Raw genomic sequence first — 25,012 nt, forward strand, 5'->3', positions numbered from 1 at the left:
TGACTGGGATCACCTCATGCGCTTCATGCAGCAGCGCCTCGCTCCCAACGCCCCAGACACCGGTTGACTTACCCCATCCAACAGTCCTTACCCTCACCACTCGCTACCATGGAATTTGAAATGAGAACTGCTGGCTCAGCGGCTTGACCCACACCTGGCGGGGCGTGCTGTGATAGGACTGGCCGGGGCGGGCCAGCCCGCGCCCGCTGGTCTCCCCAAGCCACTGCCAACCGGCGGCGCGGTGGCGACGGCCTCAGCGCCGGCAATACCAGCAGCCCGGCCGCCTGCAAACGCGCCAGGAACTCCAGGCAGGCGTCGATCTTCGCCGTCCCCGTCAGCGTGAGCCAACTCAGATGCTCGCACAGCGTCGCCGCCAATTCCTGGCGCGCCAATCCCGGCAGCCACGCCACCGTCGTGCAGATCTCGGCCACATCAGCCGCACTGAACTCGCGACCGCAGTGCACCCAACTTCTCGACTCAATCACTTCCATCGCAGACCCTGCCGCTGTAATGCCAACTTTTTCGCCACCGGTATTCTGCCAGAAGCCCGCGCGAGCGTTTAGCCACCCCCCCATTGCGAAAGTTATTTTTCTCGGTCGTGGCAAAGCCTTCCTACGACTGCGCTTAGGAGGTCATGCTTCAGGGCTGCGCCCCGCTGGGCAGCGATCACCTCCATCACAGCGGAGCCATGATCAGCGAGTGGCCACTTTCAGGCTCACGCGCCTGCCGGTCATGGAAGCTGAAGCTGTCTCGCCTTGCCCGGCCGCTATATAATCATCGGCGAACGGAGGCGGCCGCTGTGCTGTTTTCCTTTCGGAAACCCTTGCCCAACCCAGGAGAAAACCATGGTACGTCAGAAACTCTGCCTGAGCTTGCTGGCGCTGTCGCTCGCAGCACCCGGCCTCTACGCCGAGCCTGCTCCAGCGAGCACTGCCCAACCGGTCGTCAACGTTGTTGATCCTGGGTCGATTCAGGCCCTGAAGAAGATGGGCGCCTACCTGCAGACGCTGCACCGTTTTCAGGCCAGGACGGAGCTGTCTTCGGAGACGGTTCTCGAGGATGGACAAAAACTGCAGCAGAGCTCGTCGGCCGAGATCCAGGTGCAGCGCCCGAACAGCTTGCGCGCCCTGATGTGGAGCGCGCGCGCCGAGCGTGAGCTGATCTATGACGGCAAGACAGCCACTCTCTATACGCCCGCACTGAAGTACTACGCCACAACCGAAGTGCCCGCGACGATCGGCGGGATGATCGACCAACTGGAAGTCAAGTACGGCGTGCAGGTTCCGCTCCAGGACCTTTTCCTCTGGGGCACCGATGCAGCGCCACTCGACAAGATCGACTCGGCGATGAACGCCGGCCAGGATTTCATCGGCAAGGATTTGTGCGATCACTACGCGTTTCGTCAGGGCACGATCGATTGGCAGATCTGGATCACGACCGGCGAGGCGCCGCTGCCGCGCAAGCTCGTGATCACCAACCGCGCTGACGAAGCCCGCCCGCAATCGGTCTCCTACATGGCCTGGAACCTGAAGCCGACGTTCAAGGATACGATCTTCAAGTTCACGCCGCCCAGTGATGCCCGCGCCATCGGAATTCGTCCACTGAATAGCCAGTAAAGGAGCGCCCACATGAAAAAGTCATTCAGCAAACTGTTCCTGGCTCCCTTGAGCGTTGTTCTCCTGGCCAGCTTCGCGCTGGCCCCTATCGCTGAGGCCCGCGGTGGCGGTGGCCGTGGTGGTGGCGGTGGCCGTGGTGGCAATATTGGCGGCGGTGGACGCGGCATGCAGGTCAATAACAGCCATCGCGACGTACGCGCCACCAACGTGCGCAACACCAGCGTCAATAACGTCAACCGCAATGTCAATGTCGATGTCAATCGCAGAGGTGGCTGGGACAACAATTATCACCCGGTCGCTACCGCCGCTGCGGTCACCGCCGCTGTTGCGGTGACCGCAGCCGTCGTCGGCTCGGTCGTACGAACCGTGCCGGCCAACTGCGCGCCGGTCAACTACAACGGCATGGTCTATCAGCAGTGCGGCAGTTCCTGGTATCAACCGCAGTATGTCGGCAGCACGGTCGAGTACGTGGTCATCAATCCGCCCTACTGAGCCCAGCGGCGCGAGAGAACCGCCGCGGCTGGCGGTCCGCGCGCTTCGTCGCGCACCGCCGGCTGACCCCGACGAATTCAGCGAACCTTGATCTCGGTCCACATCCGCGACAGGATGCGACGCGTTTTCGGGTCGAAGTCGCGCAGCATTTCGAGGCGCTGCAGGTCGTCCGGGGGCGGGAAGATGCCTGGATTGCCGGCAATCTCGGGAACGATGTGCTCGGTCGCGGCAGCGTTCGGATTGCCCGCGCCGATCAGGTTGGAGCCGTCGGCGGCGTTGGCGCCGTCGAGCATGAAGTTGATGAACTGGTGCGCGAGGTCCGGGCGACTGCCTCCCTTGTGCAGGACGAAGCTGTCGACCGCCAGCACCGCGCCTTCCTTGGGCAGCCGGAAATCGATCGAGAACGGCCGCTTGGCTTCGCGCGCGTCCTGCTGCGCGCGGTACATGTCGCTCGAATAGCCGTGGGCGACCCAGATGTTGCCGATCGCCAGGTCCTTGATGTAGGTGCTGTTGGAAAACGTTGCCCAGTACGGTTTGGCGCGCAGGATCAGGCGCTTGGCTTCTGCCCAGCGGGCGGGGTCGGTCTCCTGGACCGAGTAGCCGAGGTATTTCATCGCCGCTGCCATCAGCTCGCGCTGGCTGTTGAGTACCGTCACCTTGCCCTTGAGCTTTTCGAGGTAGCGCGGCTCGAAGATCAGCGCCCAGGTGTCGGTCGGCAAGCCGAGTTCGGCCAGTTTGGTGGCGTTGTAGCCGAGCAGCGTCAGCGTCGTCGCATAAGGCACTGCGTAGCGCATACCGGGGTCGTACCAGGGGTCGCGAAAACGTGCCTTGACGTTCTTCAGGTTCGGCAGCTTCTGCTTGTCGAGCGGGCGCAGCGCCTGCTGCCGCAGTAGCGCTTCGACGGCGTTGCCGGTCGGCACGAGCAGGTCGTAACCGCTGGCACCGGCTTCTAGTTTGGCCAGCATCTCCTCGTTGTCGGAGTAGAAATCCTGGTTCACGCGGCAATGACAATGCGCCTCGAAACGGCGGACGGTGTCCTCCGAGAGGTAGCTGTTCCAGATATACAGGTAGAGGACTTCTTCACCGTGCGCCAGCGGCGCGAGGACGGCCAGCAGGACCGCGGAGACCGAGGAAAAGCGAGCGAGCAGTGTTCTCACGCCTTCACGCCCTGCCCTTCAGCGCGTCCGGCGCCAGTTTCGCGGCCAGCGCGATCAGCGTCAGCGTCAGCGCCATCAGCAGCGTCGAGACGGCATTCACTTCGGGACTCACCGCCACCTTGATCATCGAGTAGATCTGCAGCGGCAGCGTCGTGACACCGACGCCGGCGACAAAAACGGTGATCACGAAATCGTCGATCGAGAGCGTGAAACTCATCAGGAAACCGGCCAGCACGGCCGGCAGAATCAGTGGCAGCGTGACGCGCCGGAAGGTCTGCCAAGGGCTGGCGCCGAGATCACGCGCCGCTTCGAATAGGCTTTCGTCCTGCATGGCGAGCGAGGTACGGACGACGATGGCGACGAAGCCGATCGAGAAAGTGATGTGCGCAAGCAGAATCGAGGTCAGCCCGAGGGTGAGGTCGAGCACCTGGCGGAAAAAAATCAGTAGCGACACGCCGAGCAGGATCTCGGGCATCGCCACCGGCGTCAGTACCAGAAACGGCAGGACGCGCTGGAAACCCGACCGCCAGCGGTGCATGGCCAGCCCGGCCATGGTCCCGAGAACGGTTGCTGCGCTCGCCGCGCTGAGGGCGATGAACAGCGAGTTGCCGGCGGCGCGCAACATCTGCTCATCGTCGAACAGCGTCACGTACCAGCGCGTCGTGAAGCCAACCCATTCGGCATTGAGTAGCGAGTCGTTGAACGAGAACAGCACGACCACCGCCAGCGGAACGTAGAGGAAGGCGTAGACAGTCAGCGCCGCAGCCCACAGCCATCTCTTGCGGCTGGCACGGCCCGCCGTCATGGGGCGCTCCGGCGCGGCCGCCCGACCAGCGCAGAAAGCGCGGCCAGCAGCAGCACGGCGGCGGTGAGCACGATCGACAGGGTCGAGCCAAGCGGCCAGTCGCGGTTGTCGAGGAACTGCTCCTTGATCAGGTTGCCAACCAGGATGTCGCGCGTGCCGCCGAGCAGTTCGGGAATGGCGAACATGCCGAGTACCGGGATGAAGACCAGCGCTGAACCGGCCCAGATTCCGGGCAGTGAGAGTGGCAGGGTAATGCGTCGGAAGCGCGTCCAGGTGCCGGCACCGAGATCCTGCGCCGCTTCGAGCAGCGCCAAGTCGTGCCTGTCCAGGTTGGTGTACAGCGGCAGAACCATGAACGGCAGGTGTACATAGACCATGCCGGCGATCACCGCGAAAGGGGTATACAGCAGGTCGGCCGGGCCGAGCAGGATGATCCAGGCGTAGACGCGGATCAGGAAGTTGCTGGCAAACGGCAGGATGACAAGCAGGACCAGCAGGTGGCGATGGCGCCTGGCGCTGCCGGCAATGGCCAGGGCCAGCGGGTAGGCCAGCAACAGGCAGATCAGCGTTGTCGCCGCAGCGACGAGGAACGAGCGGAAGAAGATCTCCGCATAGATCCAGTCGCCGAAGAAGAAATGGTAGGTCTCCAGCGACAGGTTCAACTGGCCATTCTGCCAGGCCGGTGCCAGCCCACCGAAATCGCCCGGCTGCTGGAACGAGGCGCCGATCATCAGCAGCGCCGGTGCGAGGAAAAAGACGAGCAGGAACAGCGTCGGCGGCAGGCTGACCAGCCACCTGGTAGGCGCATCTCTCTGGCTGACCTGATGGCGCCGCTTTTCAGTCATGCAGGAAGACCCCTGCCTCGCGCCGCCAGCCAACGCCGACCGGGTCGCCACGTTCGAGGAAGCGGACACATCCGGGGAGCGAATTGGTGAGCAGCGCCTCGAGCACGACACCATTATCGAGCGCGATCTTGTAGAGGGTGACATCGCCGAGGTACAGGTGGTCACGCACCGTGCCATGGAAGTGGTTGTCCAGTTCCTGAAAGTCGCCCGGCGCGACCACATTCACCTGTTCCGGACGTAAAGCGAAAGCCCCTCGCTGGCCGGCGGCAACCCCGCTGGCCGGCACGCTGGTGATCTCGCCAAGCCCGGCAGCATGGAGCCGCAGGTGATCGCTGGTCGCTTCCCGCACGTCGACGGAAAGCAGGTTGATGGTGCCGATGAAGTCGGCGACGAAACGATTTTTCGGGCTACTGTAGATCTGCTCGGGAGCGCCGATCTGAACGATGCGTCCCTCGTTCATTACCGCGATCCTGTGCGACAGCGCCAGCGCCTCCTCCTGCGAATGGGTGACGAAGACGAAGGTGATGCCAACCTCGCGCTGCAGCGCGATGAGTTCGCCCTGAATCTGCACGCGCAGCCTGGCGTCGAGCGCGGCCAGCGGTTCGTCGAGCAGTAGCAGGCGAGGATTGTTGATCAGACTGCGGGCCAGTGCGACACGCTGCCTCTGCCCGCCGGAGAGTTCGTGTGGAAACTGGCGCGCCTTGTCAGTCAGATGGACCAACTCGAGTGTTTCCTTCACACGGCTGCGGATCTCGGACTCGCTCTTGCCGGCCATCTGCAGCGGGAAAGCGACGTTCTGCGCCACGGTCAGGTGCGGAAACAGCGCGTAGCTCTGGAAAACCGTGTGCACCGGCCTCTTTTCGGGCGGCATACCGGCCAGCGACTGCCCATCGAGCAGCAGATCGCCGCCGTCGGGATCGTCGAAACCGGCAATTATGCGCAGCAGTGTGGTCTTGCCGCAGCCCGAAGGGCCGACCAGGGTGAAGAATTCACCGGCCTCGATCGACAGCGAAACGTCGTCAAGGGCCTTGAGGTCGCCGAAGCGCCGGCTGACGTTGCGGATATCGAGAAGGGCCATGGTGGGAGATAGTCTAGCGCAGGAAGTCCCTGCCTGTGAAGCCGTCTTTCGCCGCTCCCGCTCGCCACCGCCGTTGCGTCCACCGACCGCGGGGGAATAGAATCGGCTTGCCTGCCCGTGCCACCCAGGCGCTGGCCAGCGGATCACGTGCCGGAGAGAGCCGCATGAAAGCGATGATTCTGGATGCACCGGGCGAGCCCTTGCGACTGGCCGAAGTGCCTCGGCCAAGCGCCGGGGCTGGGCAGATCGTGCTCGAGGTGCGGGCCTGCGGCGTCTGCCGGACCGACCTGCACGTCATCGACGGCGATCTGACGCAGCCCAGACTGCCGCTCGTTCTCGGCCACGAAATCGTCGGCATCGTCGTCGAAAAAGGCCCCGGGGTCGAACGCTTTTCTCTTGGCCAGCGGGTCGGCGTTCCCTGGCTGGGGAGTACCTGCGGTCACTGCCCTTACTGCGCGCGCGGTGCAGAGAACCTGTGCGACGCGGCAGAGTTCACCGGCTACACGCTCGACGGCGGTTACGCCGATTTCGCTCTCGCCGATCAGCGTTACTGCTTCGCCCTGCCCGACGCCTACTCGGACGCCGAGGCGGCGCCGCTGCTCTGTGCGGGACTGATCGGCTATCGCTCGTTGGTCGCTACCGGCGACGCGCAGCGCCTCGGCATCTACGGGTTTGGCGCCGCCGCGCACATCATCGCGCAAGTGGCTCGCTGGCAAGGGCGTGAAGTCTTCGCCTTCACCAAGCCGGGCGATGTCGATGGGCAGGATTTCGCACGCCAGTTGGGATGCGCCTGGGCCGGAGGTGCAGACCAGGCACCACCGCAGCCAATGGACGCAGCGATTCTCTTCGCACCGGTCGGCGATCTGGTGCCGCAGGCACTGGCGCACACGGCGAAAGGTGGCACCGTGGTCTGCGCCGGCATCCACATGAGCCCCATTCCCGAGTTCCCCTATGCCCTCCTGTGGGGAGAGCGGCACCTGCGCTCGATCGCCAACCTGACCCGGCGCGATGGCGACGAGTTTTTCGCCATCGCGCCGAAGGCGGGGGTGCAAACCGAAGTGGCCACATTTCCGCTGGCCGCGGCCAACGAGGCTTTGCAGCAGTTGAGGGCCGGCCAGCTACGCGGTGCCGCAGTGTTGATCACCGACGCGGGCAGCAGCAATCAGCGCCAAGGAGCCACTCCCGGCAGGGAAAAGCCAACCGCCACCGCATCCCCGCCACCGGCAGCCTTTCCCCTCTCGTGATCGATCGCCTGGTCAGGCGATCCGACACGCTTCCTCGAAACTCAGCCGCGGTCCGCGCGGATGCAGCCTGGCCGGGTCGCCGATGCCGACGTTGCAGAGGAAATTGGCCTGCCAACGCCCGTCGGGGAAGAACGCAGCGTTGACTTTGCCGGCGTCGAAGCCGGACATCGGACCGCAGTCGAGACCCAGCGCGCGCGCGGCAATGATCAGGTAGGCGCCTTGCAGCGTGCCGTTGCGAAACGCCGTTCCGGCAGCCAGCTCGGCGTTGCCGGCAAACATTGGCCGGGCGTCGTACGAGGGAAACATCGTCGGCAGATGCTCGTGGAAGAGGCTGTCGGTAGCGATGATCACCGTCGCCGGTGCGGCCAGAGTCTTGTCCAGGTTACCGGGAGAAAGCGCCGGGGCGAGCTTCGCCTTGCCCTCGGGCGTGGTCACGAAAACCAGCCTCGCCGGCTGGCAGTTCATTGAGGTGGGACCCCACTTCATCAGGTCGTAGAGGCGACGCAGCGTGGCCTCGGGAATCGGCTCGGCGGCGAAGCCGTTGTGGGTTCGGGCGCTGATGAAAAGTTGATCGAGCGCTTCGGCGGTCAGGGCAGGCATCGTGCGTCCTTTACGGCTGCATGGCTTCGAGAGAAATGATCAGCTTGACCTCGTCGCTGACGTTGGGAACGTACTTGCCGGCATTGAACTCGGAACGTTTGACCGTCGCCACGGCGTTGGCGCCGATAGCCTCCTTCTTGGTGATCGGGTGCGGCATGGCCTGGAACGAAGTGACCTTGAGCGTGACCGGCCGCGTAATTCCCTTGATCGTCAGGCTGCCGTCCACGGCGACCGGCTGGTCCCCGTCGAACCTGACGGCGGTGGACTTGAAGGTAATCGTCGGGTACTTGGCGGTGTCAAAGAAGTCTTCCCCCTGCAGGTGCTCGTTGAACAGCGGATAACCGGTGTCGACCGACTTCGCGTCGATGACGATGTCCACCGACCCGGTCTTCGCTGCGCGGTCGACGACGATCGTACCGGAGGTCTTGTCGAAGCGCTGGATCTGGTTCGAGAAGCCGAAATGGTTGTATTCGAAACGCGGATAGGTGTGGTTGGGATCGACGACATAGGTTTCCGCCGCGGCGAAGGCCGCGGAGGCGAACACCGTGGCGAGGGCAAAGAGGGCAATTGGCTTTTTCATACGATGGAACTCCTGGTGTGGGTTGTCTTACTTGCGCGCCGCTACCGGCGCGGCGACGATGTGGAACTTGATCTGGACTTCGTTGGCGACGGTGCTCACATCGGACCACACGCCGTCGCCAACGCCGAAATCGAGGCGCTTGAGCGTGAAAGCGCCATCGAATGCAGCGTTGCTGCCGTCCTGACGGAAAGTGAAGGGAGCGCTGATCTCCTGCGTCTTGCCCTTGATCGTCAGCTTGCCGGCGAGTTCGAACTTGTCGCCGCCGAGCGGGCGGATGGCGGAGGAAACGAAACTTGCCGTCGGAAAGGCCTTGAGATTGAACCACGGCTTGCCGACCACTTCGTCATCGGCGTCCTGTGAACCGGCGTCGATGCTGGCCAGATCGAGGTCGAGGCGAGCACGGGCGGCCGTCGGCCTGGCCGGATCGAAGGCCAGGGTGGCGACGAACTTCCTGAAGCGGCCGTCGATGGCCACGCCCATCTGCCGGGAAACGAAGCTCAGCGTGCTCTTGTCGGCCAGGAACTGGTTGTACTCGACCGCGCTGACCGAAGCTGCTGCGGCAAACGCCAGCGCAGCAAGGATGAGGCGAAGGGTGATCATGAGCTTCTCCATGCGTAGCGTTGCGGCCGGGTTCAGCGACTTCCGGCCAGGAAGGGCAACATCCGCGACAGCACGTCGTCGCGGTCGAGCAGATGGTGTTTGAGCGCGGCGCCGAAGTGGGCGACGACCAAAGCGGCGAGGCCGTAGTTGAGGCTGGCGTGCACGGTCTTCAGCAGGTCGCCGAGTTCCTTGTTCTTGTGCACCAGGTCGGGCAGCGGCAGGACGCCAAAGTACACAGTCTGGAAGCCCTTGGCCGAACTCATCAGCCAGCCCGAGAGCGGAATGATGATCATCAGCAGGTAGAGCAGATGATGCATACCGTGCGCGGCGGCTTTCTGCCAGCCGGGCATCGCGGGCAAGGCCGGCGGCCGGTGACCGATACGCCAGGTGAGGCGGATCAGCACCAAGGTGAAAGCGGTCACCCCGGCCCACTTGTGCCAGGAGTAGATCTTCAGCTTCTGAGGCGACAAGGGCAGATCGCTCATGTACAGGCCGACGGTGAACAGGCCGACCAGCAGCAGGGCCATCAGCCAGTGCAGGACGATCGCGGTAAGGGTGTAGCGGGTATCGGGCATGGGGTTCTCCGTCAGCTTGAACGGGCCGGCCAGAAGGCAAAGCTGTCCATCGCCAGGACGACCAAATCGACGCCAGTGTACAGGCACTCGGGCCGACAGGCGCGGCCGGCGGCGCCGAGGGCAACGTAGAGCGGCAACAGATGCTCTTCAGTTGGGTGCGCACGGACGGCGTGCGGGGCCCGCTGGCGGTAGGCGAGCAGCGCTTGCTCGTCGCCGGTGGCGATGTGCTGCCACATCCAGTCGGCGAACTCGCGCACGTACGCCGGGGTTCGCCCACCATCGCCGAGAGAGCGGCGGAAGTCGCCGAGGTTGTGTGTCAGGTTGCCTGACGCCAGCAGCAGCACGCCATCGGCGAGCAGAGCGCCAAGCGCGCGCCCGACCTGGAAGTGGTGCACGGGACCGCGGCCTCTGTGCAGCGAAATGGGGATCACCGGAATGTCCGCCGCCGGGTACATCAGGAGCAGCGGCGTCCAGGCGCCGTGGTCCAGGCCGCGGCTGTCGTCGACCTGCGTGTCAAAGCCGCCGCTGTTGAGCAAGCCGCGAACCTGTTCGGCAACGCCGAGGTCGCAGCGCGCCGGATAGCGGACTCGGTACAGTTCCGACGGGAAACCCGAAAAGTCGTGGATCGTCTCGAATTGAGGCGCGTGTTGGGGAGCAATGCCGACGGTCGGCAGTTCGGTCTGCCAATGGGCGCTGACGACGACGATCGCCCGCGGTCTGGGCAGCTTGGCGGCTGCTCGGGCCAGAGCGGCGCCGGCAGCTCCCGGTTCGAGCACCATGGTCGGCGCGCCGTGGGCAACGAAAAGAGCGGGAAGCGATGGGTTGGCCATTTGCACGATTCTTTAACGGTTGCGATGGCCGAACTGTAGTTCACTTATTGGCAGCGATATAGACGACAATCTGCAATTGCTTGTTGCTTCTTCAGCAACGATGAGGAGGGAGAATGGATCGTCTCGACAGCATGCGCATTTACCTGCGCGTCGCCGAACTGGGCAGCTTCGCCGCGGTGGCCCGTCAAACGGACGTGGCGCGCTCGGTGATCACGCGCCAGATCGCCGGGCTCGAAGCTCACCTCGGCGTCAAGCTGATCGCTCGCAGCACGCGCAGTCTGACCCTCACCTCGGCCGGGACGACCTACCTCGAACGTTGCCGGGAAATCCTGAACCTGGTCGAAGCGGCCGAGACCGGCCTCGCCGACGAACGCGAGGAACCCCGCGGCATCATCCGCCTCAGCGTCCCCCTGAGTTTTGGTCTGCGCCACCTGGCACCGCTGCTGATCGATTTCACGATTACCTACCCGGAGGTGACCACCGAGATCGACTTCACCGACCGCCGCGTCAAGCTGGTCGACGAAGGACTGGACCTGGCGATTCGCATCACGCAGCGCCTGGACCCGCTCGATGTCGCGCGGCGAATCGGCAACAGTCGCTTGCTGGCAGTCGCCTCGCCGGACTACCTGCGCCGCCGCGGCGAACCAAAGCATCCGGGGGAACTGGCCGAGCACGAGTGTCTGGTCTACCTGCCGACCCAGCAGGAGGGGTGGATGTTCCTGGTCGACGGGGTGATGACCACCTTTCCGATGCGCAGCCGAATGCGGGCCAACAATGGCGATGCGCTGCTCGACGCCGCCGGTCGCGGACTGGGCATCACCGTCCAGCCGACCTTCATGACCGCCGCAGCGATCGAGGCCGGCAGCGTACGCGTTATCCTGAGCGATTACCCGATGCCCGAACTCGGCATCCACGTCATCCTCCCCGGCAATCGCTACGTACCGCAGCGCGTAAGGGTACTGGTCGACTATCTGGCCGAACGAATCGGCAGCCGGCCTTGCTGGGAAGGTTCGTAGGCATGTGGGGTGCGCATGTAGGGTGCAATAAGCGCAGCGCATTGCACCGAATTGCACCACATGCCTCGTCAGGCCGGCGCAATGCCCGTTGGTTATGCACCCTACGCAACTGCAAAAAGGCTCACACCAGCCCGCGCGCCGTGGCCAGGAGATAGCCGATGACGCACGAAGTGCCAACACCGATCAGGCCGGGCACGATGAAGCTGTGGTTGATCAGGTACTTGCCGATGTGCGTCGTTCCCGAACGGTCGAACTGGATGGCCGCCAGGTCGCTGGGGTAGGTCGGCAGGATGTAGTAGCCGTAACACGCCGCGGCAAACGCGACGATATAGCCCGGTGGGACACCGATCGACAGCGCCACCGGCACCATCGCGCTGATCGCGGCCGCCTGCGAGTTGACGAACTTGGAGACGATCAGGAGCGCGACGGCGTAGGTCCAGGGTTGCGTCTTGACGAGGTCGGTCAGTCCGGCCTTGATCACCGGCAGGTTGGCGTCGAACACCGAGTCGGCCATCCAGGCAACGCCAAAAACAGCGACGACGGCGATCATTCCGGCACGGAAGACCTCGCTCTTGCCGATCGCCGCCGCGTTGGTCCTGGTGAAAATGATGATCAGCGCGCCGGCCATCATCATGAACATCTGAATCGTCAGCACCATCGACAGCGGCTTGCCGTCGAACTGCGGCCGCAGCGCCTCAAACGCGCCCAGGACAGCGACGACGGCAATCGCCGCGACGAAGATCCACATCGCCAGCCACTGGCTACGCTCGAGCGTCTTGCCGAGCAGCGTCACCGATTCGCCATAAACGAACTTGCGGTTTTCGGGGTCACTGATCAACTTCTGGAAATCCTCGTCCTGGTCGAGATCCTTGCCGCGGAACCAACTGAAGATGCCGATCATCAGCACGCCGACGAGTGTCGACGGGATGGTGATCGAGAGCAGCGTGACGAAACCGATCACCGGCGCACCGGCAGGCGCTTTGGCCAGAAAGGCGGCCAATGAAACGACGGCCACCGAAACCGGGCTGGCGATGATTCCCATCTGGGCGCAAATCGAAGACGCTGCCATCGGCCGCTCCGGCCGGATACCGTTCTTGATCGCGATGTCGTAGATGATCGGCAGCATCGTGTAGACCACGTGCCCGGTACCGCACAGCATCGTCAGGAAGCAGGTGACGAAGGGGGCCAGGATAGATACGTACTTGGGATTACGTCGCAAGACCTTCTCCGCCAGCAGCAAGAGCACCTCCAGGCCACCCGAAGTCTGCAGGGTAGCCGACGCGGCGACCACCGCGACGATGGTCAGCATCACGTCGACCGGCGGCTTGCCCGGCGGCACGTGAAAAACGAAGACCAGCAGGACGATGCCGATACCGCCCAGCAATCCGAGCGCCACGCCACCCTTGCGCGCGCCGTAGAACAGACAGGCAAGAATGAGCAGCAATTCCAGAGTCAGCATCATGATGGACCCCCCTTTTCTGTATTTACCACGTTAACCCGCCCTGACTTGCGCAACCGGGAAGGCCTTCAGGCCACTGCCTGCCCAGTAACGCCGCCCACCCGGAAAGCAGTCAGGATAGCCAGGCCCTGCAAGACCGCAATACCCACCAGCACCGCCGCGAAGCGTCCACTATCCATCAAGCCGCCAAAGGCCAGCGGCGCCAGCGCCAATCCCGCGTCCAGTCCGGAGTAGACAAACCCGTAAACGCGTCCGTACGCAGCCTGGCCGAAACGCGACGTAGCCGCACGGCGCACGAGCAGATCGCGCGAGGGGCCGGCAATGCCGGTACAGTAGCCAATGCACACCATCAGCGGCAATACGGCCGACGCCGGCAGCGGCAGCGTCGCCAGGGCGACGGCCAGGATCGCCCCGGCGCCGAGGGCGCCGGCGATCAGGCGTTCCTGATCGCCCTTCCGGGCCAGGAAGCCGCCGGTAAGAATGCCGCCGGCGCCGCCGAGCAGATAGGCAGAGAGCGCCGTCGCCCCGGCCGCCAGCGACAGCCCGTAGAGGTTCTGCAGGATCGGTGTGGCAAAATTCTGGATGGCACCGAAAGCGGTGGTGATCAGAAAGAAGAAGGCGAAACAAAGCCAGACCGCTGTCGAGCGCAGAAAGGCAAACACTGAAACCGCCTGTCCGGAGTCACTGGCATGGACGTTACCCGGTGGATCGGCGAGCGTGCGGTAGCGCCAGAAGAGCAAGGCCAGCGCCAGGACGGCGACTCCGGCAGCGGCCAGGGCAGCTACCCGCCAGCCGGCGGCGGCGGCAATTCCGGTCATGAACACCGGCGCCAATGCCCAGCCCAGATTGCCGGAGAGGCCATGAATCGAAAAGGCGTAGCTGAGCCTGGGCGGCGAAACGTGGCGGTTGAGAACGGTGAAATCGGCAGGATGGAAAACGCTGTTGCCCAGCCCGGCGAGTGCGGCGACGACGGCGAGCCCGGCGTACCCCTCGGCGACCGAGAGCAGGAGCGCAGCAACGAGAAAGCAGCCGATACCGCCCCCGACGACCCTGGCCGCGCCGTAGCGATCGACGAGGAAGCCGGCCAGCGCCTGGCCGATCGCCGAAACGATGAAAAAGATCGTCATCGTCGCTCCGATGCCGGTGAAGCTGAGCCCGAAGTCCTTCATCAGCCACGGGAACAGCGGGGGCAACAGCAGGTGGAAAAAATGCGAAACGCCATGCACGAAGCCGATCAGCGAAATCACTTCGAGATCGTGCGTCTTGGGCAGCGGCCTGGTGGCGTTGGTCATGGCGATGTTCCGGGGCTGGTAACCGTAGTCTAACGGCTTCTCGCCGACCAGAACGTTATCGCCCGACAAAATCCATCGCGCTGCTGGCCGGACCACTCGTCAGCCGCGCGCTACCCCGCTCAACCAGTATCGATCAGGACAAGTGAAACCGCATGGGCCACAGCACATCTCGATCCGCTGCGGCCCGAGGTGCTTCACTGAGCGCTAGAGTGGTCGCACGACCCGCAACGTGCCGGCGTCGTCGGGATCGACGAGCACCGCGAAACCGAGCGGCCGGATAAACTTCAGCATCTTGTGATTGGTGGCCAGGACCGTACCTTCCATCCTTTTGAAGCCGCGTTCGCGCGCCGCCTCGATCAGCGTCGTCATCAGGATGCCCGCCACCCCGGAGCCATGCCAGGCATCATCGACGGCGATGGCGAACTCGCAAGTGTCGCTCGGCTGCAAGTCGGCGTAGCGCGCGACGGCTATTTCGACTTCCCGGTCAGCCTGCACGGCTACGGCAATCAGCGCCAGATGCCGATCGTAGTCGATCTGGGTGAAGTACCTCAGCTTGCTCGCCGACAGCTCGTGCAACTGGGCCATGAAGCGCGAATACCGTGATTCATCAGAGAGATGGCGCACGAAGCCCTGCACCAACTCACCGTCCTCGGGGCGGATCGGGCGGATGGTCACCGCCCGGCCGTCGGACAAGCGGCGCGTGCTGACCAAATCCTGTGGATAGTCACTCATGATCGTCACTCAATACTGTACATCCATACAGTTGTCTGCTATTCTTGCCCAGTGGTCGCGAATTTCGATCCAATCGTCCCCAGGGAGGAGTCACTCACCATGAATCGCATTCAGAAGTGGTTTCAACAAATTGCCGGAGTTTCGCTGGCCGAGCATCATCGCTGGGCGCTGGCGCAGGAGATCTTTGCTGCTCAACGGGTGGATGTCTCACGCCTGCAGAAGCCCGCCTGCTGGCGCAGACCGTCGCGGGCGCATGGCGCCCGGCAGTAGTTGTGCCTGGGTCGTGGGTCCCCAAACGGTCATGACCTATCAAGACACCCCGGATCATGAAAACATAACCGTTTCCCTCACTTGCTGCGCGCAGCGAAATGAGACCCAAGCGTCGGCAGCCGTCGGTTGCTCAATACGAAAACGGCCATCGGCGTCCGTCCTGCTTCTCTTCCGCAGGCGCTGACGGTTTCGCCGCAGGAATCACAGGGGGAACGCCGGCAGCGTAATCGGTCAGTTCGACCCGCTCCCCGCTGACCACGGTTCCACCCTTGCGAGACAGGCTCTCCATCGCCAGAACACCGCGCAAACGTTCCGGTGCGACCCAGGCAGTACGCTCCAGTTGAGCGCCGCTGGCCAGGTCGAAGCCTCGGGCTTCGATGCGGTAGCTGTCGAAAGTGCCCGCCGGAAGCGTGATACGTTCGCGGCCGGCGACGCGCACCTCGAAACGCACGCCGACGGTCGTGCCGTCCGGCTGGGTGATGATGAACTGCGTCGGCCAGCGTTTGCCGAGCGCGTAGTCGTTGATGAAGAACTGGTAGGGCGTCCAGCGCTTGCCGTCGGGCGCCCGGACATTGTTGCCGAACAGGTCGGACACCTTGCTGCCGTCGTTGTACAACACCTCGTCGCCGACGATCCTGAGGACGGTATCGGTGCTGCGCGCGGTCTCGGTCTGCGCAAGGAGATCGACGGTGCGATAGGTGTAGCGCTCGCCGGGACGGAAAGAAGCCGTCTGGCCGCTGTAGGGACTGGCCTTGCCGTCAGCGGCAATGGGCACGCACATCTCGGGTCCAAGCGGCGGTGGAGGTGCGGCGTGGACGGGCTTTTCGCCGCGTTTGCGCAGCACCAGATCGAGCCGGTACTGGGCAAGCTCGGCGAATTTGCCACTCGGCCTCTGCCGGATGAAGTCTTCCAGCGGCTCGGGCGTCGTCGCCTCGCGCAGCATGTTCCAGGTGGCCAGGTCCGCTTCAAACTCCTTCTGCTCACGGCTCGGGTCGCGGCCGCTGCCGCCAACGAAGGCGAAATCGCCTTCCAGCGAGGTGCTCTCCCACGGAATCTGCGCTCCTTCAGACGCCCGTCGGACGGCCAGACGGACGCGCTTGAAGACATCTTCCACCGGTGCTCCGGGCACTTTCATTTCCTTCAGCAGGTTCTCGGTATACAACCCGTGTGCGCCTTCGCCGTCGTCGGCCGTATTGCCGGGCGCAGTGGCGTAGGCGAGGAGCGTGCCGGGCGGCGCGTCGAGCTGTGACAATCCGCGGTCGTCGGTGCGGAAATCGCGGCCGAAGGGGTTGTCGCGACAGGCGTCGAGGATCACCAGATTGAGTGGATTGCGCGCTCGGCCGAGGCTGTCGAGCAACAAGCCGACGTCGACGCCCTGCGCCGCGATATCCGCCGGACGCCGGATTCGCGCATCCACCGGCAGCATGAAATTGCGCCAGTTGAGCTGAACCCCATGGCCTGCGTAGTAGAAGACGCCAACTGCCTGGTTATCGCGCGCCAGCGCATCGCCAAAACCGCGGATCGCATCCTGCAGCTCGCGACGTGGCGCGTCGGTTTTCAGCGTCACACGGAAACCCGCCTCGCGCAGACGCTCGGCGATTGCGCGGGCATCCGCTGCTGGATTGACGAGCGGCGCGGCGGCATAAGCGCCGTTGCCGATCACCAGGGCGATTCTTCCCGCGACAGGATCGGGCGCGGCAGCAGAGACGGCAAGCGGTGCGAGAAGCGTCAGCGAGGCGCATAGCGTGCGGGCGATGCGCGTTGAGCGTTGTCGGCTCATGGTCATATCCGGCTCCTTGCTATCCGTGAAACTCGGTGCTGGCGTGAGTCAGAAGAACCGCTTGGCGAAATTGGCTGCGACGATGGCGATCAAGGCACCCATCATCCACGACAACTTGTCCATCTTCGCCTCAACCACCGCAAACTTGGCGTCGAAGTGCTCCCGCGTTACCAGATTCGATTGCGCGTCGGAAAGCACGCCAACGACCGTTTCCGCCTGCTTCTCGTCGAAGCCGGCATCGCGTAGGCGCCGGATGGCCTCCAGAGTATCGAAAGTGACTGCGCCCACGGGGGAAAGTATAGCGCAGACGAACACGCAGAACTCGACGCGCTTGACAAGCCGCCCCGGCCTGCGGCTCACTGTGCCAGTCGCGCAAGAAGACGCGACCGTCGCCTTCGAAAAACGAACGCCCCACCAGTCTCCTGGCAAGGCGACTTTGCTTCGGCTGTTGCGCTGACGCTACACGGTCACCGTATCCGCGACGTCGCTGAACTCCTTGATCTGATCGAAGTTCATGTAGCGATGGGCAACGTGCTCGATCCATGACCTTAGCGCAGCCGCAACGGGCGCCATTCGCGCTCACTGAACGGACGAAATCCATGAATGAAGCCGTTTTCACAGGCGCTCAGGGCTCTGCTTCGAAATCAGACTAGAATGCCAGGCAGCAAGAGCGCACTTGGGTTCAAAGCACAACTCGTGAATGCCGTCATCAGACTGGAATAAGGGAATCAGTGACTCCGTCCAAACTTCTCGAGCAGAACCGCCAAAAAATTCTGGAGATCGTCGCCGCCCACCATGCTGCGAAGCCGCGGGTGTTCGGCTCTGTTCTGCACGGGAAGGATACCGAACGCAGCGATCTGGACTTGCTCGTTGACCCCTTGCCGGGTGCCACCTTGCTGGATTTAGGCGGCATCCAGATCGATCTTGAAGATTTGCTGGGAATCCCGGTGGACGTTCTGACGCCGGGCGATCTACCCGAAAAATTTCGCCAACAGGTGTTGCAGGAAGCCCGAGCCCTGTGAATGCACGGCGATTGCGGCAACTCGACTATGTCGGACACATGATCGACGCGATTCGTCTGGTGCACGGCTACGTAGAAGGAACGAGCCGCGAAGAATTCTTCGCCGACAGGAAAACTCAGCAGGCGGTCATTCTGAATATCCTTGTTCTTGGCGAAGCGGCCACGCAGCTTGGTAACGCATACCCTGAATGGGCAGAGCAGCACTCGGAGGTTCCATGGCGGTCGATGCGCGGCATGCGAAATCGCCTGGCCCACGGGTACTTCGAGATAAATCTGGAAGTGGTTTGGGATACGATCAAAATGTCGTTGCCTGAGCTTGAAGAGAAATTGGCCAAAGTCCTGCATGAGACACCGTATCGAGAAGATCTTTGAAAAACGCCCCCGGAAGTCTCCTTCCAGGGGCGTTTCAGACTGCCGCTGACTTGACGCTTACACGGTCACCGTATCCGCGACGTCGCTGAATTCCTTGATCTGATCGAAGTTCATGTAGCGATAGATGTCGGCCGCCTTGGCATTGACCGCCTGCACCTGATCAAGGTACTCGGCCGGCGTCGGGATCTTGCCGAGCAAGGCGCAGACGGCGGCGAGTTCGGCCGAGCCGAGGTAGACGCGGGTGTCGATGCCGAGGCGGTTCGGGAAGTTGCGCGTCGAGGTCGACATCGCCGTACTGCCCTTCCGGATCTGCGCCTGGTTGCCCATGCACAGCGAGCAGCCGGGCATTTCCATGCGCGCGCCCGACTTGCCGAGGATCGCGTAGTAACCTTCCTCGTTGAGGATCGTCGCGTCCATCTTGGTCGGCGGGGCGATCCACAGCCGCGTCGGAATGTCGGTCCGCCCTTCGAGCACCTTGGCGGCGGCACGGAAGTGACCGATGTTGGTCATGCACGAACCGATGAAGACTTCGTCGATCTTGTCGCCGGCGACAGTCGACAGGAGCTTCACGTCGTCCGGGTCGTTCGGGCAGGCGACGAGTGGCTCGGTGACTTCGGCGAGGTCGATCTCGATCACCGCCGCGTAGGTGGCGTCGGCATCGGCCTTGAGCAGTTCGGGCCTGGCGATCCACGCCTGCATGGCCTTGATGCGGCGGCCAAGTGTGCGCGCGTCCTGGTAGCCGTTGGCGATCATCCACTTCATCAGGGTGATGTTCGAGCGCATGTACTCGATGATCGGTTCCTTGTTCAGCGCCACCGCGCAGGCGGCGGCCGACCGCTCGGCCGCGGCGTCAGAGAGTTCGAAGGCCTGCTCGATCTTCAGGTCTGGCAATCCCTCGATTTCGAGGATGCGGCCCGAGAAGATGTTCTTCTTGCCTTTCTTCTCGACCGTCAGCAGGCCCGCCTTGATGGCGTAATAGGGAATCGCGTTGACCAGGTCGCGCAAGGTGACGCCGCGCTTGCCGGCTTCGGCGAGCGAGCCCTTGAAGCGCACCAGCACCGATTCCGGCATGTCGAGCGGCATGACGCCGGTGGCGGCAGCGAAAGCGACGAGGCCGGAGCCGGCCGGGAAAGAGATGCCGATCGGGAAACGCGTGTGCGAGTCGCCGCCGGTACCGACGGTGTCGGGCAGCAACAGGCGGTTGAGCCACGAGTGGATGATTCCGTCGCCGGGACGCAGCGCGACGCCGCCGCGCGTGCTGATGAACGACGGCAATTCACGGTGCATCTTGACGTCAACCAGCTTCGGATAAGCGGCGGTGTGGCAGAACGACTGCATGACCATATCGGCCGAGAAACCGAGGCAGGCCAGGTCCTTGAGTTCGTCGCGGGTCATCGGGCCGGTGGTGTCCTGCGAGCCGACGGTGGTCATCCGGGGTTCGCAATAGGTGCCCGGCAGGATGCCCTTGCCTTCCGGCAAACCACAGGCCCGGCCGACCATCTTCTGCGCCAGCGAATAGCCCTGGCCGGTATCGGCCGGGTTCTGTGGCAGGCAGAACAGCGTCGATACCGGCAGGCCCAGCGCCTCGCGCGCCCGTGTCGTCAGGCCGCGGCCAACGATCAGCGGGATGCGGCCGCCGGCGCGCACTTCGTCGAGGATCACCGGCGTCTTCAGTTGCGATTCGGCGATCACGGCACCGTTCTTGAGCGCCGTCACCTTAGAGGTGGCGGTATCGATCTTCAGCTCGATCTCGTCGCCCATGTCCATCTGATCGACGTTGAGTTCGATCGGCAGCGCCCCGGCATCTTCCATGGTGTTGAAGAAAATCGGTGCGATCTTCGACCCCAGGCAGACGCCACCAAAGCGTTTGTTGGGAACGAAGGGAATGTCCTGGCCAGTGAACCAGAGGACCGAGTTGGTCGCCGACTTGCGCGACGAACCGGTGCCGACGACATCGCCGACGTAGGCGATCAGGTTGCCTTGTCTGCCTAGTTCATCGAGCTGCTTTATCGGGCCGCGCTCGCCGGCGGTGTCGGGTTCGATTCCTGGCCGCGCATTCTTGAGCATGGCCAGCGCGTGCAGCGGAATGTCGGGACGCGACCAGGCGTCCGGCGCCGGCGACAGGTCGTCAGTGTTGGTCTCACCGGTGACCTTGAAAACGGTCAGCTTCTGCGAGGCGGGAACCTCCGGGCGCGAAGTGAACCATTCGGCGTCGGCCCAGCTCTGCAGCACGCCTTTGGCGTTGGCCGCACCTGGGTTGACTCCATGGTCGGCGAGTTCCTTGACATCGTGGAAGAAATCGAAGACCAGCAAGGTCTTCTTGAGGCCTTCGGCGGCGATCACGCCGGTCGGGCCAGCGAGCAGGTCGATCAGCGGCTTGACGTTGTAACCACCGAGCATGGTGCCGAGCAGTTCGGTTGCCTTCTCCTTCGAAATCAGCGCGCAGGCTTCCTCGCCCTTGGCCACCCTGGCCAGAAACTCGGCCTTGACCTTGGCTGCGTCATCCACGCCGGCCGGCACACGATGGGTGATCAGCTCGACGAGGTTCTCTTCTTCACCCTGCGGCGGGTTCTTCAGCAGTCCGATGAGTTCCTCGGTCTGCCTGGCAGTCAGCGGCAGCGGCGGAATGCCAAGCGCAGCGCGCTCGGCAACATGGGCACGATAGGATTCCAGCACAGCGACGTCCTTTCTCAAAGGTTGTACGGCAGCAAAACGTTCATTGTACTGCAAGGCAGGCAAGGTCGGGCTGACGCCGCGGCTGGCGGAGGGGTTCTGTCTGGCAATCGCTGATTGACCGCGCGTGGCACGGCCAGCGATACTCTCGGAAAGGGCGCCTGACATCCCTGTCTGTTGGCTCATTCCGGTAGATCATGAAACGTCGACACATCCATACCCTGCACCGACCAGCGGTCGGCCCCAGCCGCTCGGCGCGGCTCATTTTTGTCCATGGCGGCTACGCCACGGCGGGCTGTTGGGACGCCTACTTCCTGCCCTGGTTCAGCCGCCGCGGCTTCGACTGCCATGCGCTCGACCTGTCGGGCCACGGCCGCAGCGAGGGCCGCGAGCAACTCGATTCTTACGGCATAAACGACTATGCCGACGACCTGGCGCAGGTGGCGGAAGGACTTGGCGGAGAAGCGATTCTGATCGGCCACTCGATGGGCACCGTGGTCGTCGAACGCTTCCTCGAACGGCACCAGGCGCGCGCAGCGATCCTCATGGCGCCGGTGCCGGCCACCGGCATTCTCGGCGCGACGATGAAGATCGCCTTCACCGAGCCGGCCTTCTTCAGCGAACAGGCGCGTGCCAGCCGCGGCGAGTACAGCGAGCAAACGCTGGCAACGATTCGCGACGTCTATTACTCGCCGGAGACCAGCACCGACGATCTGAAGCGCTTCGGCGCCCTGTTCCAGGGCGAATCGCGCCGTGCCATCCTCGACCTGACTCTACTGGCGATGCGCGTCGGCAAGAAACGGCCGAAGCTGCCGGTTCTGGTCGTCGGCGGCGAAGCCGATGCGGTCTTCCCGCCGCATATGCTTGCTTTCACCGCTACGCGCTGGCGGGCCGACGTGGCGGTGATTCCGCGCGCCGGCCATACGCTGATGCTCGACGCTCACTGGCAGGCAGCCGCCGAGAGAATCGCCGACTGGCTCGAACGGCAACCCTGAGGCAGCCTTCCTGCACGCGCTGCGCCTGACGGGGTGAGCAGATCCGCAGGACGCGCTGAGGTACGAAGCGCATCAATTGCGACCGAGGTGCTTCCCTTCGGTCGGCACATCCTCCGGCCCTTGCGGCCCAAGACGCCACTCCTCGACTTCCTGGAAGCGCCTGACGACGAGGTAAGACTTGACCCGGACGCGCATGACGGCACATGAGGGGGATGTCGCGAACACGGCCAGATAGGGGTGGCGCGCGAGGTACGAATGCCGCAGCCCGGCGCCTTCGTCGCCGGCCACCTCCTCAGCTTCGCCCAACGCGGTGACCGCCACCGCCTCCTCGGTATCGGAGCCGACGTTCTCGCGGTTGTCGATGAACATCGCCACACGACGATTGGCCATCAGGTTCACGTACTTGTGCGTCCCCCGCCCGGTGAGCAGAATCAGCGCCTTCAGATCGTCGGTGACGGCAAATGCCATCAAGCTTGTATAGGGCTGCCCCTGGTTCTCGGTCGCCAGGACCGCGTACCTCTGGGAGGCAAGCAAGCGCTGCAGGACCTGCTGGATGGTCTCGGGAGAATTCATGTGACCGGCTTTCGGAAGATTTTCATTGCCCCACTCCGCGGAGGGCTGTCTGTATTGTCAATCTGGGTGGGCTTGAGGGTGGTCATCGATAGCTCCGCTGCGATGATGTTTGCTCCTACACCTCCACAGCTTCGAAAAGAGAAGCCGGATAAAGAAAATCCTCGCCGGAATTGTCGATGATCCGCAGCATGCCGTGGCTGTCCGCCGGGGCAAGCACTTCATAGAGCCGCCCAAGCGTCAGATCAACCGTCGAGAACTCGCCAAAACCTTCGCGAGACAGGCAAACCACGAACTTCATAGCCATCCCTTTATCTTCAGTGTCGCCTTGCCGATGCCGTGCGCCTCATACCAGTGAATTTCGGCCCTGGCCGTCGTCCCATCAGGGAGGCGCAGGATGGCGATACCCTTTTTCTTGCGCCAATAGCCAACTCCGTATCGCTGCCGCAGCAGGGCAAGGTCCCGAATACCACTGCCTTCGGCGATGGTCTCCACACTCGCGATCTTCCCGACAATACAGAATCCCATTGATCCATGCTACTCCGATTTCCAACACTCCGATTTCCGATTCTCGCACTTGCCAATGCCTTGAGGAACGCATCCGCTGCTCCCCGCGCTCCCTGCCATCCCGGGAGCGGCAAGCAGGAGTGAACGATTAGCTGCGTACGGCGTCGTGTCGACTCCTCGTCTGCGACGCTCATTCGCCTGTTCATCAGTTCGCCAACGCCCGTTGTGCGCTAGAATCAAGCGGGCACAGGTTTTTTTGGACTGGAGGTCGGCGTGGGAACGAGCTACGAAACGGATGTCGTGGCGTGGGCGAACGAACAGGCCCAACTCATTCGTGCCGGACGCTTCGAGTTGCTCGACCGGGAACACATCGCCGAGGAGATCGAGGACGTGGGCAAGAGCGAACAGCGTGAACTGGCAAGCCGGATGGCGGTGCTCCTCGCGCATTTGCTCAAATGGAAGTACCAGGCAGAAAGGCGCTGCGCCAGTTGGCAGAGGACCATCCGCGCACAACGCATGGAAATCGCTTACGGACTGGACGACACGCCAAGTCTGATTCCCAGACTGCAAGAGGCGCGGTGGCTCAAGGTAGTATGGGCCAAGGCTGTTGCCCAGGCCGTGCAGGAGACCAACGTCGATTGCTTCCCCGACGAGTGTCCCTGGGCGATTGAAGCACAAGTCCTCGACGAAGGCTGGCTTCCCGACGCGTAGCCACGATAGCGCACGAACGAGCACTCAAGCGGTCATCACGTTGAGAGACTTGGCCAACGGTCGTAGTCGTAGGTTGGGTCAGCCCACCGGGCGTAACCCAACATCCTGCGGCGAAAGTGTCGGGTTACAGCCTATGGCCTAACCCGACCTACGGGGCTAGCTACGGCGTCTGGTGAAGCCGAGCAGACCGACGGAAGCGGCGAAGAGCAACGCGGTACCTGGCTCCGGCACAGCGGCGGAAACGTTGTCGAACAGCCGCAGGTTGTCCAACTCGGGACCCCGAGTACCGCGGAAGTCGAACGCGACACCGACCTCGTTGAGTGTAGCGATCTGGGCGTCAGTGATGGCGTAGTGCGGTGTTTGGTGGGCGCCGCTGCCGAAGTCATAGACGCCGTAGACCTCGTTGGCGACACCATCAATAACGATGCTCATCTTCACCGGAGTGTCGTAGCCTCCCGACACATCAATGAAGTCGCTGGGATTGCCGGTAAAGTTCTGAACCTCAAAGCGCCAACGAGGGCCAGCCGCAGTGAGCAAGAACGGTTCCCAGTACAACCCGCTCGTCGTGAACAGTGGAATGCTCGCGTTGCCGAGCCCGATCACCGCGTTGTGTGTTCTTCCACTGGATGTTGCATAGGCGTCAAAAGCAAACGTCGTGATGCGGTTCGGGTCGAGGGCAAACCCCAGAGGACGGGCCGAGAAATTCAGTGCGCCATTGGTCGGAGCCAGCCCATTCAAGACCTTGGTCGGCAGGAACGAACCGTTGCCAACGTTCAGCGCGTTGTTCACATAATCTGGCACCCAGCCACCCTGCCCGGTCACGTTGCTGCCGACCGCGTAAGCCTCGAAGTCTTCCTGAAACAGAGTCGTGGCGGCGACCGGCGTGGCGATCAGACTCGCAGCGATGGCCGAGGCAACGATGGTCAATGCGATGGTGCGGCACCGTCCACTCAGGGCACGGGCACGCGGGGTCATGCGAGACGTTTGGCTGAACATGTGAGATCTCCTCCGTTGGGTATTGACCCTCACATGAGAGCAAGAATTATGCCGAAAACTGTTTCAATCAATTACAACAACGGGTTGCACGCCACGCCACGCCACGCCACGCCACGCCACGCCACGCCACGCCACGCCACGCAGTGTAAAATTTTCCGACACCTGTCAAGTCATATCCCGCCTTTCGGGCGGCTCA

Annotated in this window: 28 protein-coding genes; 9 read left to right on the forward strand and 19 right to left on the reverse strand. The window is 63.2% G+C overall.

Going from position 1 to position 25,012, the window contains the following annotated elements:
- Nucleotides 1-845: 845 nt before the first annotated feature.
- Together ACCAA_RS01795 and ACCAA_RS01800 are read left to right on the forward strand one after the other, a co-directional pair.
- Complete coding sequence (locus ACCAA_RS01795) at nucleotides 846-1,616, forward strand: DUF2092 domain-containing protein (protein ID WP_186405539.1); 771 nt, start codon at nucleotides 846-848, stop codon at nucleotides 1,614-1,616.
- 12 nt (nucleotides 1,617-1,628) lie between these two features.
- Nucleotides 1,629-2,108, forward strand: a complete 480-nt coding sequence (locus ACCAA_RS01800) for a hypothetical protein (protein WP_186405540.1) — start codon at nucleotides 1,629-1,631, stop codon at nucleotides 2,106-2,108.
- A 77-nt stretch (nucleotides 2,109-2,185) separates the two neighbouring features.
- On the opposite strand, the gene ACCAA_RS01805 is transcribed toward ACCAA_RS01800, so the two are convergent.
- Genes ACCAA_RS01805 through ACCAA_RS01820 form a run of 4 tightly spaced genes read right to left on the reverse strand, consistent with a single transcriptional unit; the run spans nucleotide 2,186 to nucleotide 5,993 of the window.
- The gene (locus ACCAA_RS01805) at nucleotides 2,186-3,265 is read right to left on the reverse strand and encodes an ABC transporter substrate-binding protein (RefSeq protein ID WP_425394440.1); all 1,080 of its coding nucleotides are present in this window, start codon (nucleotides 3,263-3,265) and stop codon (nucleotides 2,186-2,188) included.
- 4 nt (nucleotides 3,266-3,269) lie between these two features.
- Nucleotides 3,270-4,070: an ABC transporter permease gene (locus tag ACCAA_RS01810; protein ID WP_186405541.1), complete on the reverse strand. Its 801-nt coding sequence runs from the start codon at nucleotides 4,068-4,070 to the stop codon at nucleotides 3,270-3,272.
- Nucleotides 4,067-4,915 (reverse strand): ABC transporter permease, encoded by an 849-nt coding sequence (locus tag ACCAA_RS01815; RefSeq protein WP_186405542.1) that lies wholly within the window; start codon nucleotides 4,913-4,915, stop codon nucleotides 4,067-4,069. The genes ACCAA_RS01810 and ACCAA_RS01815 overlap by 4 nt, the downstream gene beginning before the upstream one ends.
- The gene (locus ACCAA_RS01820) at nucleotides 4,908-5,993 is read right to left on the reverse strand and encodes an ABC transporter ATP-binding protein (RefSeq protein ID WP_186405543.1); all 1,086 of its coding nucleotides are present in this window, start codon (nucleotides 5,991-5,993) and stop codon (nucleotides 4,908-4,910) included. Before ACCAA_RS01820 ends, ACCAA_RS01815 begins: the two co-directional genes overlap by 8 nt.
- Before the next feature lie 164 nt (nucleotides 5,994-6,157).
- Here ACCAA_RS01820 and ACCAA_RS01825 point away from each other — a divergent pair, with 164 nt between their 5' ends.
- Nucleotides 6,158-7,237, forward strand: coding sequence for a zinc-dependent alcohol dehydrogenase family protein (locus ACCAA_RS01825; protein ID WP_186405544.1), 1,080 nt, complete (start codon nucleotides 6,158-6,160; stop codon nucleotides 7,235-7,237).
- Nucleotides 7,238-7,249: 12 nt separating this feature from the next.
- Here the strand turns inward: ACCAA_RS01825 and ACCAA_RS01830 are convergent, their stop codons facing one another.
- Genes ACCAA_RS01830 through ACCAA_RS01850 form a run of 5 tightly spaced genes read right to left on the reverse strand, consistent with a single transcriptional unit; the run spans nucleotide 7,250 to nucleotide 10,422 of the window.
- Nucleotides 7,250-7,837, reverse strand: coding sequence for a malonic semialdehyde reductase (locus tag ACCAA_RS01830; protein ID WP_186405545.1), 588 nt, complete (start codon nucleotides 7,835-7,837; stop codon nucleotides 7,250-7,252).
- A 10-nt stretch (nucleotides 7,838-7,847) separates the two neighbouring features.
- Nucleotides 7,848-8,417, reverse strand: a complete 570-nt coding sequence (locus ACCAA_RS01835; protein WP_186405546.1) for a YceI family protein — start codon at nucleotides 8,415-8,417, stop codon at nucleotides 7,848-7,850.
- A gap of 27 nt (nucleotides 8,418-8,444) precedes the next feature.
- The gene (locus ACCAA_RS01840; RefSeq protein ID WP_186405547.1) at nucleotides 8,445-9,017 is read right to left on the reverse strand and encodes a YceI family protein; all 573 of its coding nucleotides are present in this window, start codon (nucleotides 9,015-9,017) and stop codon (nucleotides 8,445-8,447) included.
- A 32-nt stretch (nucleotides 9,018-9,049) separates the two neighbouring features.
- Nucleotides 9,050-9,592, reverse strand: a complete 543-nt coding sequence (locus ACCAA_RS01845) for a cytochrome b (RefSeq protein WP_186405548.1) — start codon at nucleotides 9,590-9,592, stop codon at nucleotides 9,050-9,052.
- An 11-nt stretch (nucleotides 9,593-9,603) separates the two neighbouring features.
- Nucleotides 9,604-10,422 carry a DODA-type extradiol aromatic ring-opening family dioxygenase gene (locus ACCAA_RS01850; protein WP_186405549.1) on the reverse strand — a complete coding sequence of 273 codons (819 nt, stop codon included), beginning with the start codon at nucleotides 10,420-10,422 and terminating at the stop codon, nucleotides 9,604-9,606.
- Between the two features lie 113 nt (nucleotides 10,423-10,535).
- On the opposite strand from ACCAA_RS01850, the gene ACCAA_RS01855 reads away from it, so the two are divergent.
- Nucleotides 10,536-11,438 (forward strand): LysR family transcriptional regulator, encoded by a 903-nt coding sequence (locus tag ACCAA_RS01855; protein WP_186405550.1) that lies wholly within the window; start codon nucleotides 10,536-10,538, stop codon nucleotides 11,436-11,438.
- A gap of 121 nt (nucleotides 11,439-11,559) precedes the next feature.
- Here ACCAA_RS01855 and ACCAA_RS01860 read toward each other — a convergent pair whose 3' ends face one another.
- The 3 genes from ACCAA_RS01860 to ACCAA_RS01870 form a co-directional block, all read right to left on the reverse strand.
- Nucleotides 11,560-12,900 carry an anaerobic C4-dicarboxylate transporter gene (locus ACCAA_RS01860; RefSeq protein ID WP_186405551.1) on the reverse strand — a complete coding sequence of 447 codons (1,341 nt, stop codon included), beginning with the start codon at nucleotides 12,898-12,900 and terminating at the stop codon, nucleotides 11,560-11,562.
- 65 nt (nucleotides 12,901-12,965) lie between these two features.
- Nucleotides 12,966-14,189 (reverse strand): MFS transporter, encoded by a 1,224-nt coding sequence (locus ACCAA_RS01865; protein ID WP_186405552.1) that lies wholly within the window; start codon nucleotides 14,187-14,189, stop codon nucleotides 12,966-12,968.
- A 204-nt stretch (nucleotides 14,190-14,393) separates the two neighbouring features.
- Nucleotides 14,394-14,921 carry a GNAT family N-acetyltransferase gene (locus ACCAA_RS01870; protein WP_186405553.1) on the reverse strand — a complete coding sequence of 176 codons (528 nt, stop codon included), beginning with the start codon at nucleotides 14,919-14,921 and terminating at the stop codon, nucleotides 14,394-14,396.
- Between the two features lie 99 nt (nucleotides 14,922-15,020).
- On the opposite strand from ACCAA_RS01870, the gene ACCAA_RS01875 reads away from it, so the two are divergent.
- The gene (locus tag ACCAA_RS01875) at nucleotides 15,021-15,191 is read left to right on the forward strand and encodes a hypothetical protein (protein WP_186405554.1); all 171 of its coding nucleotides are present in this window, start codon (nucleotides 15,021-15,023) and stop codon (nucleotides 15,189-15,191) included.
- Between the two features lie 130 nt (nucleotides 15,192-15,321).
- Here the strand turns inward: ACCAA_RS01875 and ACCAA_RS01880 are convergent, their stop codons facing one another.
- Nucleotides 15,322-16,971, reverse strand: coding sequence for a caspase family protein (locus ACCAA_RS01880; protein ID WP_186405555.1), 1,650 nt, complete (start codon nucleotides 16,969-16,971; stop codon nucleotides 15,322-15,324).
- A gap of 48 nt (nucleotides 16,972-17,019) precedes the next feature.
- Complete coding sequence (locus ACCAA_RS01885) at nucleotides 17,020-17,331, reverse strand: CCDC90 family protein (RefSeq protein ID WP_186405556.1); 312 nt, start codon at nucleotides 17,329-17,331, stop codon at nucleotides 17,020-17,022.
- Nucleotides 17,332-17,702: 371 nt separating this feature from the next.
- Here ACCAA_RS01885 and ACCAA_RS01890 point away from each other — a divergent pair, with 371 nt between their 5' ends.
- Together ACCAA_RS01890 and ACCAA_RS01895 are read left to right on the forward strand one after the other, a co-directional pair.
- Nucleotides 17,703-17,993 carry a nucleotidyltransferase family protein gene (locus ACCAA_RS01890; protein WP_186405557.1) on the forward strand — a complete coding sequence of 97 codons (291 nt, stop codon included), beginning with the start codon at nucleotides 17,703-17,705 and terminating at the stop codon, nucleotides 17,991-17,993.
- Nucleotides 17,994-18,031: 38 nt separating this feature from the next.
- Nucleotides 18,032-18,364, forward strand: a complete 333-nt coding sequence (locus tag ACCAA_RS01895; RefSeq protein ID WP_186405558.1) for a HepT-like ribonuclease domain-containing protein — start codon at nucleotides 18,032-18,034, stop codon at nucleotides 18,362-18,364.
- Between the two features lie 57 nt (nucleotides 18,365-18,421).
- Here ACCAA_RS01895 and ACCAA_RS01900 read toward each other — a convergent pair whose 3' ends face one another.
- Nucleotides 18,422-21,040: a bifunctional aconitate hydratase 2/2-methylisocitrate dehydratase gene (locus ACCAA_RS01900; protein ID WP_186405596.1), complete on the reverse strand. Its 2,619-nt coding sequence runs from the start codon at nucleotides 21,038-21,040 to the stop codon at nucleotides 18,422-18,424.
- A 194-nt stretch (nucleotides 21,041-21,234) separates the two neighbouring features.
- Between ACCAA_RS01900 and ACCAA_RS01905 the strand changes: the two genes are divergently transcribed.
- Complete coding sequence (locus ACCAA_RS01905) at nucleotides 21,235-22,032, forward strand: alpha/beta hydrolase (protein WP_186405559.1); 798 nt, start codon at nucleotides 21,235-21,237, stop codon at nucleotides 22,030-22,032.
- 72 nt (nucleotides 22,033-22,104) lie between these two features.
- On the opposite strand, the gene ACCAA_RS01910 is transcribed toward ACCAA_RS01905, so the two are convergent.
- From ACCAA_RS01910 to ACCAA_RS01920, 3 genes are all read right to left on the reverse strand, one after another.
- Nucleotides 22,105-22,605, reverse strand: a complete 501-nt coding sequence (locus ACCAA_RS01910; RefSeq protein WP_186405560.1) for a pyridoxamine 5'-phosphate oxidase family protein — start codon at nucleotides 22,603-22,605, stop codon at nucleotides 22,105-22,107.
- A 115-nt stretch (nucleotides 22,606-22,720) separates the two neighbouring features.
- Nucleotides 22,721-22,909: a hypothetical protein gene (locus ACCAA_RS01915; RefSeq protein ID WP_245754385.1), complete on the reverse strand. Its 189-nt coding sequence runs from the start codon at nucleotides 22,907-22,909 to the stop codon at nucleotides 22,721-22,723.
- The gene (locus tag ACCAA_RS01920; protein ID WP_186405561.1) at nucleotides 22,900-23,130 is read right to left on the reverse strand and encodes a hypothetical protein; all 231 of its coding nucleotides are present in this window, start codon (nucleotides 23,128-23,130) and stop codon (nucleotides 22,900-22,902) included. Before ACCAA_RS01920 ends, ACCAA_RS01915 begins: the two co-directional genes overlap by 10 nt.
- A gap of 252 nt (nucleotides 23,131-23,382) precedes the next feature.
- On the opposite strand from ACCAA_RS01920, the gene ACCAA_RS01925 reads away from it, so the two are divergent.
- A complete protein-coding gene (locus tag ACCAA_RS01925) occupies nucleotides 23,383-23,820 on the forward strand; it encodes a DUF29 domain-containing protein (RefSeq protein WP_186405562.1) in 438 nt (145 codons plus the stop codon).
- A 156-nt stretch (nucleotides 23,821-23,976) separates the two neighbouring features.
- Here ACCAA_RS01925 and ACCAA_RS01930 read toward each other — a convergent pair whose 3' ends face one another.
- On the reverse strand, nucleotides 23,977-24,816 hold the full coding sequence (locus ACCAA_RS01930) for a PEP-CTERM sorting domain-containing protein (RefSeq protein ID WP_186405563.1): 840 nt from the start codon (nucleotides 24,814-24,816) through the stop codon (nucleotides 23,977-23,979).
- Between the last annotated feature and the right edge of the window lie 196 nt (nucleotides 24,817-25,012).

Source organism: Candidatus Accumulibacter aalborgensis (assembly GCF_900089955.1).
GTDB lineage: Bacteria > Pseudomonadota > Gammaproteobacteria > Burkholderiales > Rhodocyclaceae > Accumulibacter > Accumulibacter aalborgensis.

What these genes read in the sequence shown, in the direction of transcription:
- ACCAA_RS01795 (WP_186405539.1), top strand. Translation starts at nt 846, where the DNA reads ATGGTACGTCAGAAACTCTGCCTGAGCTTGCTGGCGCTGTCGCTCGCA.
- ACCAA_RS01915 (WP_245754385.1), bottom strand. Translation starts at nt 22,909, where the DNA reads ATGGCTATGAAGTTCGTGGTTTGCCTGTCTCGCGAAGGTTTTGGCGAG.
- ACCAA_RS01820 (WP_186405543.1), bottom strand. Translation starts at nt 5,993, where the DNA reads ATGGCCCTTCTCGATATCCGCAACGTCAGCCGGCGCTTCGGCGACCTC.
- ACCAA_RS01910 (WP_186405560.1), bottom strand. Translation starts at nt 22,605, where the DNA reads ATGAATTCTCCCGAGACCATCCAGCAGGTCCTGCAGCGCTTGCTTGCC.
- ACCAA_RS01905 (WP_186405559.1), top strand. Translation starts at nt 21,235, where the DNA reads ATGAAACGTCGACACATCCATACCCTGCACCGACCAGCGGTCGGCCCC.
- ACCAA_RS01815 (WP_186405542.1), bottom strand. Translation starts at nt 4,915, where the DNA reads ATGACTGAAAAGCGGCGCCATCAGGTCAGCCAGAGAGATGCGCCTACC.
- ACCAA_RS01920 (WP_186405561.1), bottom strand. Translation starts at nt 23,130, where the DNA reads ATGGGATTCTGTATTGTCGGGAAGATCGCGAGTGTGGAGACCATCGCC.
- ACCAA_RS01850 (WP_186405549.1), bottom strand. Translation starts at nt 10,422, where the DNA reads ATGGCCAACCCATCGCTTCCCGCTCTTTTCGTTGCCCACGGCGCGCCG.
- ACCAA_RS01800 (WP_186405540.1), top strand. Translation starts at nt 1,629, where the DNA reads ATGAAAAAGTCATTCAGCAAACTGTTCCTGGCTCCCTTGAGCGTTGTT.
- ACCAA_RS01845 (WP_186405548.1), bottom strand. Translation starts at nt 9,592, where the DNA reads ATGCCCGATACCCGCTACACCCTTACCGCGATCGTCCTGCACTGGCTG.
- ACCAA_RS01835 (WP_186405546.1), bottom strand. Translation starts at nt 8,417, where the DNA reads ATGAAAAAGCCAATTGCCCTCTTTGCCCTCGCCACGGTGTTCGCCTCC.
- ACCAA_RS01860 (WP_186405551.1), bottom strand. Translation starts at nt 12,900, where the DNA reads ATGATGCTGACTCTGGAATTGCTGCTCATTCTTGCCTGTCTGTTCTAC.
- ACCAA_RS01875 (WP_186405554.1), top strand. Translation starts at nt 15,021, where the DNA reads ATGAATCGCATTCAGAAGTGGTTTCAACAAATTGCCGGAGTTTCGCTG.
- ACCAA_RS01930 (WP_186405563.1), bottom strand. Translation starts at nt 24,816, where the DNA reads ATGTTCAGCCAAACGTCTCGCATGACCCCGCGTGCCCGTGCCCTGAGT.
- ACCAA_RS01880 (WP_186405555.1), bottom strand. Translation starts at nt 16,971, where the DNA reads ATGAGCCGACAACGCTCAACGCGCATCGCCCGCACGCTATGCGCCTCG.
- ACCAA_RS01830 (WP_186405545.1), bottom strand. Translation starts at nt 7,837, where the DNA reads ATGCCTGCCCTGACCGCCGAAGCGCTCGATCAACTTTTCATCAGCGCC.
- ACCAA_RS01895 (WP_186405558.1), top strand. Translation starts at nt 18,032, where the DNA reads ATGATCGACGCGATTCGTCTGGTGCACGGCTACGTAGAAGGAACGAGC.
- ACCAA_RS01810 (WP_186405541.1), bottom strand. Translation starts at nt 4,070, where the DNA reads ATGACGGCGGGCCGTGCCAGCCGCAAGAGATGGCTGTGGGCTGCGGCG.
- ACCAA_RS01825 (WP_186405544.1), top strand. Translation starts at nt 6,158, where the DNA reads ATGAAAGCGATGATTCTGGATGCACCGGGCGAGCCCTTGCGACTGGCC.
- ACCAA_RS01865 (WP_186405552.1), bottom strand. Translation starts at nt 14,189, where the DNA reads ATGACCAACGCCACCAGGCCGCTGCCCAAGACGCACGATCTCGAAGTG.
- ACCAA_RS01855 (WP_186405550.1), top strand. Translation starts at nt 10,536, where the DNA reads ATGGATCGTCTCGACAGCATGCGCATTTACCTGCGCGTCGCCGAACTG.
- ACCAA_RS01840 (WP_186405547.1), bottom strand. Translation starts at nt 9,017, where the DNA reads ATGATCACCCTTCGCCTCATCCTTGCTGCGCTGGCGTTTGCCGCAGCA.
- ACCAA_RS01870 (WP_186405553.1), bottom strand. Translation starts at nt 14,921, where the DNA reads ATGAGTGACTATCCACAGGATTTGGTCAGCACGCGCCGCTTGTCCGAC.